Source organism: Streptomyces sp. NBC_00210, from assembly GCF_045160975.1.
Classification (GTDB): Bacteria; Actinomycetota; Actinomycetes; order Streptomycetales; family Streptomycetaceae; genus Streptomyces.
On the sequence record NZ_CP108120.1, the window covers coordinates 4558405 to 4570099 of the forward strand.

Annotated in this window: 12 protein-coding genes and 2 tRNA genes; 8 read left to right on the plus strand and 6 right to left on the minus strand. The window is 69.3% G+C overall.

All coding sequences use genetic code 11. The annotated features are described in order from the left end of the window. From OG729_RS20725 to OG729_RS20745, 5 genes are all read right to left on the minus strand, one after another. A complete protein-coding gene (locus OG729_RS20725; protein ID WP_405807585.1) occupies positions 1-765 on the minus strand; it encodes an ABC transporter permease in 765 nt (254 codons plus the stop codon). A gap of 1 nt (position 766) precedes the next feature. Continuing rightward, positions 767-1720 carry an ABC transporter ATP-binding protein gene (locus OG729_RS20730; RefSeq protein WP_405807587.1) on the minus strand — a complete coding sequence of 318 codons (954 nt, stop codon included), beginning with the start codon at positions 1718-1720 and terminating at the stop codon, positions 767-769. Positions 1721-1853: 133 nt separating this feature from the next. Next, a tRNA-Gly gene (locus OG729_RS20735) sits at positions 1854-1926 on the minus strand. A 79-nt stretch (positions 1927-2005) separates the two neighbouring features. Further along, positions 2006-2077, minus strand: a tRNA-Gly gene (locus tag OG729_RS20740). A 100-nt stretch (positions 2078-2177) separates the two neighbouring features. Further along, positions 2178-2513 carry an Lsr2 family protein gene (locus tag OG729_RS20745; RefSeq protein WP_360873109.1) on the minus strand — a complete coding sequence of 112 codons (336 nt, stop codon included), beginning with the start codon at positions 2511-2513 and terminating at the stop codon, positions 2178-2180. A gap of 314 nt (positions 2514-2827) precedes the next feature. On the opposite strand from OG729_RS20745, the gene purS reads away from it, so the two are divergent. The 3 genes from purS to purL are packed head-to-tail and all read left to right on the plus strand — an operon-like array spanning position 2828 to position 5996. Further along, positions 2828-3073: a phosphoribosylformylglycinamidine synthase subunit PurS gene (purS, locus tag OG729_RS20750; protein ID WP_215092426.1), complete on the plus strand. Its 246-nt coding sequence runs from the start codon at positions 2828-2830 to the stop codon at positions 3071-3073. Continuing rightward, the gene (gene purQ, locus OG729_RS20755; protein WP_360873113.1) at positions 3070-3750 is read left to right on the plus strand and encodes a phosphoribosylformylglycinamidine synthase subunit PurQ; all 681 of its coding nucleotides are present in this window, start codon (positions 3070-3072) and stop codon (positions 3748-3750) included. The genes purS and purQ overlap by 4 nt, the downstream gene beginning before the upstream one ends. Next, complete coding sequence (gene purL, locus OG729_RS20760) at positions 3747-5996, plus strand: phosphoribosylformylglycinamidine synthase subunit PurL (RefSeq protein ID WP_405807590.1); 2250 nt, start codon at positions 3747-3749, stop codon at positions 5994-5996. Before purQ ends, purL begins: the two co-directional genes overlap by 4 nt. Here purL and OG729_RS20765 read toward each other — a convergent pair. Then, positions 5963-6478 (minus strand): hypothetical protein, encoded by a 516-nt coding sequence (locus tag OG729_RS20765; protein ID WP_405807591.1) that lies wholly within the window; start codon positions 6476-6478, stop codon positions 5963-5965. The two genes, purL and OG729_RS20765, sit on opposite strands and share 34 nt — an antisense overlap. A gap of 177 nt (positions 6479-6655) precedes the next feature. Here OG729_RS20765 and OG729_RS20770 point away from each other — a divergent pair, with 177 nt between their 5' ends. From OG729_RS20770 to purF, 5 genes are all read left to right on the plus strand, one after another. Beyond that, positions 6656-7144 carry an ArsR/SmtB family transcription factor gene (locus tag OG729_RS20770; protein WP_405807593.1) on the plus strand — a complete coding sequence of 163 codons (489 nt, stop codon included), beginning with the start codon at positions 6656-6658 and terminating at the stop codon, positions 7142-7144. A 67-nt stretch (positions 7145-7211) separates the two neighbouring features. Then, positions 7212-8036: a M23 family metallopeptidase gene (locus tag OG729_RS20775; RefSeq protein WP_360873125.1), complete on the plus strand. Its 825-nt coding sequence runs from the start codon at positions 7212-7214 to the stop codon at positions 8034-8036. A gap of 82 nt (positions 8037-8118) precedes the next feature. Next, positions 8119-8910: a sterol carrier family protein gene (locus OG729_RS20780; RefSeq protein ID WP_405807595.1), complete on the plus strand. Its 792-nt coding sequence runs from the start codon at positions 8119-8121 to the stop codon at positions 8908-8910. Positions 8911-8954: 44 nt separating this feature from the next. Continuing rightward, positions 8955-9770: an META domain-containing protein gene (locus OG729_RS20785; RefSeq protein ID WP_405811207.1), complete on the plus strand. Its 816-nt coding sequence runs from the start codon at positions 8955-8957 to the stop codon at positions 9768-9770. Between the two features lie 399 nt (positions 9771-10169). After that, positions 10170-11687, plus strand: coding sequence for an amidophosphoribosyltransferase (purF, locus tag OG729_RS20790; RefSeq protein WP_360873133.1), 1518 nt, complete (start codon positions 10170-10172; stop codon positions 11685-11687). Positions 11688-11695 lie beyond the last annotated feature (8 nt).

Below are 11695 nucleotides of genomic sequence, written 5' to 3' on the forward strand. Positions count from 1 at the left end.
TCAGCGGCGGGGCTCCCAGCGGAACCACCGTTGCACAGCAAACACCGAGAGTGCGGTCCAGGCCAGAGCCGTCACCGCGGCCCCGATCACGTCATGGGCGTCGGCACCGCCCAGCCATCCGGCCCGTACGAGCGTCATCACTCCGGTCACCGGCAGCAGCTTGCACGCGGACGCGAGCTCCTGCGGCATCACTTCCAGCGGTATGAACAGGCCGGAGCCGGCATACGAGATCAGGAGCATCGGCAGCGTGGTGAGCTGAGCGCTCTCCACCGTCCGGGTCACCGCGGACGTGGCGGCCGCCAACGCGGCCAGCAGCACCATCCCCAGCAGCACACCCAGGACCAGCAGTTCGGGCCGCTTCGGCGCCCCCACCCCCAGGAAGGCGACCCCGGCCACCACGATCAGCACGCACTGCGCGAGCGCGAGACCGGCCGCGGGCAGCGCCGTCCCGGCGAGGATCTCGCGGTCCGGCACCTCCCCCGTACGCAGCCGCTTGAGAACCAGCTCCTCGCGCCGCGCCACATAAGCCGAGATGAGGTTGAGATGGACGACGAGGATCAGCACTATCCCGATCCCGCCCGTCATCGCCGCTTCCGCGACGCTCATCCCGGCCTTGTCGGGATGGATCTGGTCCAGTGATGACTTGATGCCCGCGACGCTCGCCCCGGGCATCACCAGCGCCACGGCGAGCGCGGTCCGGTTCCGCAGCAGAAGAGTCAGTTCGGCCCGCCCGAGAGCGGTCAGTCGTCCAGCCGTCGCGGTCATGTCACACACCTGCCGTTTCTGTCTGCGCGATGCCCTGCGCGGTGTCCTGCGCCGCGCCCCGCGCGATGTCGAGGAAGGCCTCTTCGAGCGAGGCGGTGCGGGCATCCAGCCCTTCGAGCCGTACGTCCGACTCCCGCGCCCACCGCAGCAGTTCTTCGAGCGCCTGCTGCAACCGGTGCGTACGGATCTCGATCCGCCGGCCGTCCGCGGCGGCTCGCAGCGAGAGCGGCAGCCGTCCCGCAGCCACCCCCTCGGGCAGTAGGAACCGGATGCGGGACGGCCGGTCGGCCGTCACCTCGGCCGGGCTCCCCGCGGTCACGATCCGTCCCCGGTGCATGATCGCCAGCCGGTCGGCCAGCGAATCGGCCTCCTCCAGGTAGTGCGTCGTCAGCAGCACGGTGGTGCCGCCCTCCCGCAGCGTCCGCACCAGTTCCCAGGTGTCGCGCCGCCCTTCCGCGTCAAGACCGGTCGTCGGCTCGTCGAGGAAGAGCACCTCCGGCCGCCCGAGCAGGGCCAGCGCCAGATCCAGCCGCCGCCGCTCGCCCCCCGACAGCTGCTTGACCCGCACGTCGGCGCGCCGTTCGAGCCCCACCAGCTCCAGCGCCTCACCGGTGGGCCGGGCCCCGCTGGTGCAGCCCGCCCACATCCGGGCGGTCTCGGCGGCCGTGAGGTCGGAGGGGAAGCCGCCCTCCTGGAGCATCACGCCTGTCCGCGGCCGGACGGCGGCGCGCTCGCGGTACGGGTCGTGGCCGAGGACGCGCACGGTCCCGCCGGCGGGGGCGGCGAGGCCTTCGAGCAGCTCGACCGTCGAGGTCTTGCCCGCGCCGTTGGTCCCGAGGAGGGCGAAGATCTCGCCGCGCACCACGGAGAAGGAGACTCCGGTCACAGCTTCGAAGCCGCCCGCGTAGGTCCGGCGCAGCCCCTGCGCCTCGATGACGTACTGGTCTGTGGTCATGGCTCAAGGCTTCCGCCGAGCGGGAGCAGCGGGCAGTGCACGCTGTCACCACTGCCCATGACAAATGTCATCGGACCCGGGCCGCACAAAAACGACGAAGGCCCCGGTCGATTAGACCGGGGCCTTCACTCTGAGCGGACGACGAGATTCGAACTCGCGACCCTCACCTTGGCAAGGTGATGCTCTACCAACTGAGCCACGTCCGCATTGCTGCCGCTCAGCTCTCACTGGGCGGTGCGTGCACCACTCTACCTGATCCACATCAGCGGCCGGTAAAACGATGAGAGCGGGTGACAGGAATTGCACACTGCGCCTTCCCCCTGGAAGGGGGATGTTCTGCTACTGAACTACACCCGCACGCTGCGTGGGATCGGGCCCTGCGGCCTCGCCCCTCGGCGTGCTGCAGACTCTAGCCGATCAGCGGGGGTGCCATGCAACTCGATGGCGCCCGTACCTCTCAACTGGCTTCGCGGAAGGCCTCGTAGACCGCCTTGGGGATCCGGCCGCGGGCCGGCACGTCCATCTTGTTGGACTGCGCCCAGGCCCGCACGGCCGCCGGGGCGGGCTCGAGCGAGGTGTGCCGGTAGGTGATGCGGGACTTGTCACGCTTCTTGGCGTTCGTCTGCTTTCGGCCCGCGGCCACGTACGGAGCCAGGGCCTTGCGCAGTTTCTTTGCATTGGAGGGATTGAGGTCGATCTCGTACGACTTCCCGTCCAGCGCGAACGCGACCGTTTCCGCCGCTTCTCCGCCGTCGATGTCGTCGGAGAGCGTGACCACTACTCGCTGAGCCACGGATATCGGTCCTTTCCTGCGGTATCACCGGTTCTGGCATGGGTTCCCACATGCGGCGATACCGGCTTTCCGGCTGGTGAGGGGCAATGCTGCTTTCCTCTGTATTCCTTTGTACAGCGACGGACCGCGCATTGTGAAGCCCAGCCAATTACATGCGCGTGTCAGATGCAATGGGGGGCGAGATTTTTCCCAGGATTTTCCCCGAGTGTTCCCCGTTCCGTTCCCCCGGACGTTCTCTTGATATCTACTCGCGTAGATTTTTCGGACGGGTACGCTGAGGGAACCGCCCTCGCAACACACCACCGGGAGTGCCCGTGGCACGCGTCGTAGTCGACGTCATGCTCAAGCCCGAGATCCTCGACCCCCAGGGACAGGCGGTGCAGCGCGCACTGCCCCGCCTCGGATTCGACGGGATCGCGGACGTACGTCAGGGAAAGCGCTTCGAGCTGGAGGTGGAGGGGCCGGTCGACGACGCCGCCCTCGCCCGCATCCATGAGATGGCCGAAACGTTCCTCGCCAACACCGTCATCGAGGACTTCGTCGTAAAGGTGGAGTCGTGACTTCTCGTATCGGAGTCGTCACGTTCCCCGGCACGCTCGACGACAAGGACAGCCTGCGCGCCGTCCGCCTCGCCGGTGCCGAGCCGGTTTCGCTCTGGCACCGCGACAAGGACCTCAAGCAGGTCGACGCCGTGGTCCTCGCCGGAGGTTTCTCCTACGGCGACTATCTGCGCGCCGGAGCCATCTCCCGGTTCTCGCCGGTGATGGAGACGATCATCGACCAGGCCAGGGCGGGACTGCCGGTTCTCGGCATCTGCAACGGCTTCCAGATCCTCACCGAGTCGCATCTGCTGCCGGGCGCAATGCTCCGCAACAACCACCTCCACTTCATCTGCCGTGACCAGAAGCTGCGGGTGGAGAACGCATCGACCGCCTGGACCGTCGATTACGACAAGGGCCAGGAGATCTCCGTACCGCTCAAGAACATCGACGGCCGTTACGTCGCCGCCGAGCGCGTCCTCGACGAGCTCGAGGCCGAGGGCCGGGTCGCCTTCCGCTATCTCGACGGCAATCCGAACGGCTCCCTCCGTGACATCGCGGGCATCACCAACGCCGCCGGCAATGTCGTCGGTCTGATGCCGCATCCGGAGCACGCCGTCGAGCCCCTGATCGGCACCGGCCGCACCGACGGCCTCGGTTTCTTCACCTCGATCCTCAAGAAGCTGGTCAACGCATGAGCCTGGATACGGTCAAGCACGCGGCCGGGACCCCGGACGTCGAGCAGCCCTGGAAGGAACTCGGCCTCAAGCAGGACGAGTACGAGCGCATCCGCGAGATCCTCGGCCGCCGTCCCACCGGCGCCGAGCTCGCCATGTACTCCGTCATGTGGTCCGAGCACTGCTCGTACAAGAGCAGCAAGGTCCATCTGAAGCAGTTCGGCGAGAAGGTTCCCGAGAACGACGCCATGCTCGTCGGCATCGGTGAGAACGCGGGCGTCGTCGACGTCGGCCAGGGTTACGCGGTCACCTTCAAGGTCGAGTCGCACAACCACCCGAGCTACATCGAGCCCTACCAGGGCGCGGCCACCGGCGTCGGCGGCATCGTCCGCGACATCCTCGCCATGGGTGCCCGTCCGGTCGCGGTCGTCGACCCGCTGCGCTTCGGCGCCGCCGACCACCCCGACACCAAGCGCGTCCTGCCGGGCGTCGTCGCGGGCATCGGCGGCTACGGCAACTGCCTCGGCCTGCCGAACATCGGCGGCGAGGTCGTCTTCGACGAGTGCTACCAGGGCAACCCGCTGGTCAACGCGGGCTGCATCGGCGTGATGAAGCACGAGGACATCCATCTCGCGCAGGCGTCGGGCCCCGGCAACAAGGTCATTCTGTACGGCGCCCGCACGGGCGGCGACGGCATCGGCGGTGTCTCCATCCTTGCCTCGGAGACCTTCGAGAGCACCGGCCCGGCCAAGCGTCCCGCCGTCCAGGTCGGTGACCCCTTCCAGGAGAAGCTCCTCATCGAGTGCACGCTCGAGATCTTCAAGGAGAAGCTGGTCGCGGGCATCCAGGACCTCGGTGGCGCGGGTCTGTCCTGCGCGACCTCCGAGCTGGCCTCGGCCGGTTCCGGCGGTATGCGCGTCGAGCTCGACACCGTCCCGCTGCGTGATGCGACCCTCTCGCCCGAGGAGATCCTCATGAGCGAGTCGCAGGAGCGCATGTGCGCGATCGTCGAGCCGGACAAGGTCGACCGGTTCATGGAGATCTGCGAGAAGTGGGACGTCATCGCCACCGTCATCGGTGAGGTGACCGAAGGCGAGCGCCTGGAGATCTTCTGGCACGGCGAGCAGATCGTGGATGTGCCGCCGCGTTCGGTCGCCCACGAGGGCCCGACGTACCACCGTCCTTACGCCCGCCCGGAGTGGCAGGACGCGCTTCAGGCCGACGACGCGAACAAGCTGCCGCGGCCGGCGACTTCCGAGGAACTGCGCGAGCAGGTCCTGAAGCTGGTCGCATCCCCGAACCAGGCGTCGAAGGCGTGGATCACCGACCAGTACGACCGTTTCGTGCAGGGCAACACCGTGCTGGCCCAGCCCGAGGACGCGGGCATGGTCCGGATCGACGAGGAGTCGAACCTGGGCGTGGCCATGGCGACCGACGGCAACGGCCGGTACGCGAAGCTCGACCCGTACACGGGCGCGCAGCTCGCGCTGGCTGAGGCGTACCGCAATGTCGCCGCATCCGGCGCCAGGCCGCTGGCCATCTCGGACTGCCTGAACTTCGGCTCGCCCGAGGACCCGGCCGTGATGTGGCAGTTCGCGGAGGCGACGCGCGGTCTCGCGGACGGCTGTCTGCAGCTCGGCACGCCGGTCACGGGTGGCAATGTCTCGCTCTACAACCAGACCGGTGAGGTCGCGATCCACCCGACGCCCGTGGTGGCCGTCCTCGGTGTGATCGACGACGTCAACCGCCGTACGCCGATCGCCTTCCGCGAGGAAGGGCAGCTGCTCTACCTCCTCGGCGACACGCGTGAGGAGTTCGGCGGTTCGGCCTGGTCCCAGGTGATCCACGACCACCTCGGCGGACTGCCGCCGGCCGTGGACCTGGACCGCGAGAAGCTGCTCGGCGAGATCCTGATCTCGGCGTCCCGCGACGGCATGATCGACGCGGCGCACGACCTGTCGGACGGCGGTCTGATCCAGGCGGTCGTCGAGTCGTGCCTGCGCGGCGGCACGGGCGCCCGGCTGGTCGTGCCGGACGGTCTGGACGCGTTCACCTTCCTGTTCAGCGAGTCGGCGGGGCGCGCGGTCGTCTCGGTGCCGCGCAGCGAGGAGCTCCGCTTCAACGACATGTGCGGGGCGCGGGGGCTGCCCGTCACCCGTGTCGGTGTCGTGGACGGTGACGAGGTGGATGTGCAGGGCGAGTTCAGCATCGCGCTGAGCGAACTGCGCACGGCTCATGAGGAGACCATCCCCGGTCTGCTGGTCTGACGCCGCACTGCTCTGCTGTGTCCCGCTGCCACCAGGCGGCGGGACGCAGTGCTTTGAGCCGAGATCGCGGCCTTAGGCCCACCGGCCGCTCCTGCCGAGGACGAGGCGCAGGGCACCGGGACGGCCGCGGACGCGGAGACAGGTGGGGAGCCGTCGAAGAGTCCGCTCTCGCGCCGCGGTCGGCGACCGGCCCTGATCATCACCCTCACCTTGGTCATGCTGGTCCTGGCGGCCGGTGTCACCGGCATTGCTCTGCTGCCGGACGACGACAGCGGCCGGCCGAAGCAGCCGGAAGCACCCGCGGTCACGAATTCGGCTTCCTCAGCACCCACGAGCGCGGCGAAGCCGGCCACCGCCCGGCCGTCCACACAGCCGGATGCCGCTGAGACACCGTCACCGAACAAGAAGCCGCGCGCGACGACGACGTCGCCGTCCAAGGACGGCCCGCGGCCGACTCCGAAACCGTCCGGTTCCGATCCCACCTTGCCTCCTTACGAGCCGGGCCCCTGGGAGCCGCCGTCGTCGACTCCGAGCTCGCCACCGGCCAGTACCGGCGATCCCTTTCCGGAGGAGACCTGCTGGGACGCCAACGCTTGCCCGTAGGCCCTGTCTGCAGCAGCCTATTGCGCGAGATTACGTAACTACGTAATCTCTCAGTCATGGAGCTGGAGGAGCGCGTCGCCGAGCTGGAGAGGCGCATGGCGGCGCTGGAAAGCGGAGACCGCGATGTCCCGCGGCTGGGCGGCGGCGACTTCTGGGCGCTCGAAGGGCTCAAGTCGCAGCTCGTCGGGGCACAGGCGGGCGGCGTGCTGTTCACCGGTGCCGTGCGGCTGCCGACGCAGGAGCAGTACGAGTGGCAGTACGGCACGCTGACCGAGGAGCTCCTCGACGCGGACTGGTCCGAGGCGGCCGACTCCTTCGCCGCGCTCGGTCATGCGGTACGGCTCCGGCTGCTGCGCGAGATCCTCGGCGGCCGGCGCACCGCGGCCGAGCTGGCCGAGCTCGAAGGGCTCGGCACGACCGGGCAGATCTACCACCATCTGCGCCAGCTGACCGCCGCCGGGTGGCTGCACACCGCCGGGCGGGGCCGTTACGAGGTCCCGGGCGGCCGGGTGGTGCCGCTGCTGGTGGTTCTGTCCGCCGCGTGAACCGCCGTACGCGCCGCCGTACGAACAACCGTCGACGAACGATCGCCGTACGAATCAAGGGGGAACCATGCCCGCCCGCAAGCTCGCGATGATCTCTTACCGAGGCCTTCAGCTGGTCTTCGGCGCCCTGGTGGCGGGCCAGTTCTTCGTCGACTACCCGTTCAGCTGGTGGTGGCTGTTCCTGCCGCTGGTGCTCTCGTCCCTCATCGTCGTCGCGCTGGGCCGGAGCACCGCGGCCGGGCAGAGTGCCGACCCGCGGCCGCCGGTCGAGATCGGACCGCCGGTGACCGGCCGCTGGTCCGCACTCAACAGCCCTGCCGACAAGGTCCCGAGCCATGGCACGCATGCCTACGGTCAGACGTACGCGATCGATCTCGTGGCGGAGCCGGAGGAGGGCGGGCGGCCCGCCTTCAGTTCGCTGTGGCCCCTCGCCCGCCGCAACCGGGACTTCCCGGCCTTCGGCGAGCCGCTGATCGCGGTCGCCGACGCCACCGTCGTCCACGCCACCGACTGGCGGCGCGACCACCTCAGCCGCAACTCCCTGCCCGCGCTGTTCTGTCTGATGCTGATCGAGGCGCCCGTCCGTGACATGGGCGGCGCGGGCTGGGTCACGGGCAACCACATCGTCCTCGACCTCGGCGACGGCACCTACGCCATGTACGCCCATCTCCAGCGCGGTTCGCTCACTGTCCGCGCGGGGGACCGGGTCCGGGCCGGGCAGGAGATGGCCCGCTGCGGCAACTCCGGCAACTCCACCGAGCCGCATGTGCACTTCCAGCTGATGGACGGCCCGGACCTGGACTCGGCCCGGGGCGTGCCCTTCAGGTGGCGCGGGATCGGCGTGCCGCCGGGCGGCGAGGCGTTCACCGTCGAGCGGCAGCCGGCTGCCTGACCTCGGCGGACTCGGGAACCCTGGTGGAGAAGGGGCTCGGCGCGTGTGCCATCCGGACCTGACCGGTCGTTAGTCTCCTCGCATGCCACCTGCCAGGAAGCGTACCCGCAGCTACGACTCCGCCAAGATCCGTACCGCCGTCCTCACCCAGTTCGGGCAGGTACACGAGGCGGTCGGAGCGCTCACGCCCGAGCAGCTCGCCCTGCCCACCCGGCTCGGGGACTGGACCGTGCGCGATCTGGCCGGGCACATCGCCATGGCGGTCGGCGCGGTCGGCCGGAGTGTTGAGCAGCCGGCGCCCGCGAAGCAGGAAGTCGGGCTGCTGGACTGGCCGTTCGCGACCGCCGCGCACGCCGGGGGCATCTCGCAGGACACCAAGGAGCTCGCGGCAGGCGCCGAGCCGGAGGAGCTGTACGCGCGAACCGCCGCCCGGCTCGCCGAACTGCTGCCCCTAGCCTCCGACGAACGGCTGCTCACCACCCGCGTCGGAGCGATGCGGCTGGGCGACTACCTGGTCACCCGTACCGTCGAACTCATCGTCCACACCGATGACTTGAACGCCGCGACCGGGCTCGGCATCCCGTACGACCGGCAGGCGCTCGCCGCGTGCACCCGTCTGCTCGCCGACGCGCTGGCGGTCAAGGCGCCGGGGGCCTCCACGGAGGTGCGGGTGCCGCCGTTCGCCGTCGTGCAGTGCGTCGAGGGCCCGCGGCACACCCGCGGCACCCCGCCCAATGTCGTGGAGACCGACCCGCTGACCTGGATCCGGCTCGCCACCGGGCGTACCCGATGGGCCGAGGAACTGGACGCGGCGAGGGTCAGCGCGAGCGGGGAGCGGGCGGATCTGTCGGGGCTGCTGCCGATTCTCGGCTGAACCCCGCCGGGGAACCGGAGCCCCAGCAGCCCCGTCCCATGGGTATGCGAAAGCAGCTGAGCATTCCCGTCACCGCCCTGGCTCTCCTCGCGCTCGCCGCCTGCGGCACGGAATCGGGTTCCGGTGCCGGCGGTGACGGAGGCGGCTCGGTCAAGACCGAGTTGCCTCTCACCGGCGTCCACTGGACCGTCGACAGCGTGACCGTCCACGGCAAGAAGTCCGCGGCCCCGGCCGGCGCGCATGTCGAGATCACCTCCAAGGGCCGCGCCGAGGGCAGCTACGGCTGCAACGGTTTCGGCGCCGATGTCACGGTCAACGGCGACACGATCACCGTGGGCGACGCCGTGATGACCGAGATGGCCTGTGACAAGGGCGTCATGGGCTTCGAGGACGCGCTGCGGTCGGCCTTCTCCGGCAAGCTCAAGGCGAAGATCGCCGACGGTCGGCTCACGCTGACCACCGAGAAGGGCGACTCGATCGCCCTCACCCGCGAGGCGCCGGCCCCGCTGGTCGGCACCAAGTGGTCCGTGAACTCCCTCGTCACCGGCGACACCGCCTCCTCGCTGCCCGCCGGCACGGAGAAGAACGCGCACCTGACTTTCGGCAAGGACGGTTCCGTACGCGGCAACCTCGGCTGCAACAACTTCACCGGCACCGTCAAGATCTCCGGCTCCACGATCACCTTCGGCCGTCTCGCCACCACCCGGATGATGTGCGCGGGCACGGCGCAGATGCTGGAGAGTCACCTGCTGAAGGTCCTCAAGGGCGATGTGACGTACAAGCTGCAGCACCGCAGCCTGACCCTCACCGCGGCGAACGGCAGTGGACTGTCGGCGACGGCGCCGCCTCTCCGGACATGAGTTGCCACGCTCCGAAGGGGAGCGGCAGTGTGAAATGCGCAACACGGGGCGGACCGGCCCCCTAGGGACAGACCGGACCGCGGAACCGGAATCGAAGGGACCCCTGAACCGGGGTCGGCGAGCAATTACACGCAGCGACAGATCGCGCACGCGACATGGACCAGGTCAACGTGTCGGCGCCCCACCAGCGTGACCCCCCGGTCATCACGAGGCTGCATGGGCCGGGAACCTGTCCGATACGTCGCGTACGTGTCAACGATCGTCCCGCAATGCGGACGCCCGAATGGATCCCCAACCGGCCCCGCCGCACGGGCGAAGGCCGCCTCCGGCCGCTCCCGAGCGAGCCCCGTCCGGATCCCCAATTCGGACCAGTGGTCGATCTCGCCTACACTCGGTGCCGTGCCACGTGGTGACGGACGACTCAACCACGACCTGCTCCCCGGTGAGAAAGGCCCCCAGGACGCTTGCGGCGTCTTCGGTGTCTGGGCTCCGGGTGAAGAGGTCGCGAAGCTCACTTACTTCGGGCTCTACGCCCTCCAACATCGAGGACAGGAGTCCGCGGGAATCGCGGTGAGCAACGGCTCCCAGATCCTCGTCTTCAAGGACATGGGCCTGGTCTCGCAGGTCTTCGACGAGACCTCCCTCGGCTCCCTCAAGGGTCATATCGCGGTCGGTCACGCCCGCTACTCGACCACGGGCGCCTCCGTGTGGGAGAACGCTCAGCCGACCTTCCGGGCCACCGCCCACGGCTCGATCGCGCTCGGCCACAACGGAAACCTGGTCAACACCGCCCAGCTCGCCGAGATGGTCGCGGAACTCCCCAAGGAGAACGGCCGGGCCACCCAGGTCGCCGCCACCAACGACACCGATCTCGTCACCGCCCTCCTCGCGGGCCAGGTCGACGACGACGGCAAGCCGCTGACCATCGAAGCGGCCGCCGCCAGGGTGCTCCCGGACGTCAAGGGTGCGTTCTCCCTGGTCTTCATGGACGAGGGCACCCTGTACGCCGCCCGCGACCCGCAGGGCATCCGCCCTCTGGTGCTCGGCCGCCTCGAGCGCGGCTGGGTCGTCGCGAGCGAGTCCGCCGCCCTCGACATCTGCGGCGCCAGCTATGTCCGCGAGATCGAGCCGGGCGAGCTCATCGCCATCGACGAGAACGGCATCCGCACCTCCCGCTTCGCAGAAGCGAAGCCCAAGGGCTGTGTCTTCGAGTACGTCTATCTGGCGCGCCCCGACACCGACATCGCGGGCCGCAACGTCTACCTCTCCCGCGTGGAGATGGGCCGCAGACTCGCCAAGGAAGCCCCGGTCGAGGCCGATCTGGTGATAGCGACGCCGGAGTCCGGCACCCCCGCCGCCATCGGCTACGCCGAGGCGAGCGGAATCCCCTACGGCTCCGGCCTGGTGAAGAACGCCTACGTCGGCCGCACCTTCATCCAGCCGTCCCAGACGATCCGCCAGCTCGGCATCCGCCTCAAGCTGAACCCGCTCAAGGAAGTCATCCGGGGCAAGCGCCTGGTCGTCGTGGACGACTCGATCGTCCGCGGCAACACCCAGCGCGCCCTGGTCAAGATGCTCCGCGAGGCGGGCGCCGCCGAGGTCCACATCCGGATCTCGTCCCCGCCGGTCAAGTGGCCCTGCTTCTTCGGCATAGATTTCGCGACCCGCGCCGAACTCATCGCCAACGGCATGACGATCGAAGAGATCGGCGCCTCGCTGGGCGCGGACTCGCTCTCGTACATCTCCCTCGACGGCATGATCGAGGCGACCACCATCGCCAAGCCGAACCTCTGCCGCGCCTGCTTCGACGGCGAGTACCCGATGGAGCTTCCCGACCCCGAGCTGCTCGGCAAGCAGCTCCTGGAGACCGAGCTGGCGGGCGGCACCGACGCCGCCGACGCGCTCCGTCGCCCGTAGTCCCCTGC

Coding starts and splice junctions, on each gene's coding strand:
- OG729_RS20730 (WP_405807587.1), bottom strand. CDS start 1,720: ATGACCACAGACCAGTACGTCATCGAGGCGCAGGGGCTGCGCCGGACC.
- purL (WP_405807590.1), top strand. CDS start 3,747: ATGAGCCTGGATACGGTCAAGCACGCGGCCGGGACCCCGGACGTCGAG.
- OG729_RS20725 (WP_405807585.1), bottom strand. CDS start 765: ATGACCGCGACGGCTGGACGACTGACCGCTCTCGGGCGGGCCGAACTG.
- OG729_RS20780 (WP_405807595.1), top strand. CDS start 8,119: ATGCCACCTGCCAGGAAGCGTACCCGCAGCTACGACTCCGCCAAGATC.
- OG729_RS20775 (WP_360873125.1), top strand. CDS start 7,212: ATGCCCGCCCGCAAGCTCGCGATGATCTCTTACCGAGGCCTTCAGCTG.
- OG729_RS20770 (WP_405807593.1), top strand. CDS start 6,656: ATGGAGCTGGAGGAGCGCGTCGCCGAGCTGGAGAGGCGCATGGCGGCG.
- OG729_RS20785 (WP_405811207.1), top strand. CDS start 8,955: ATGCGAAAGCAGCTGAGCATTCCCGTCACCGCCCTGGCTCTCCTCGCG.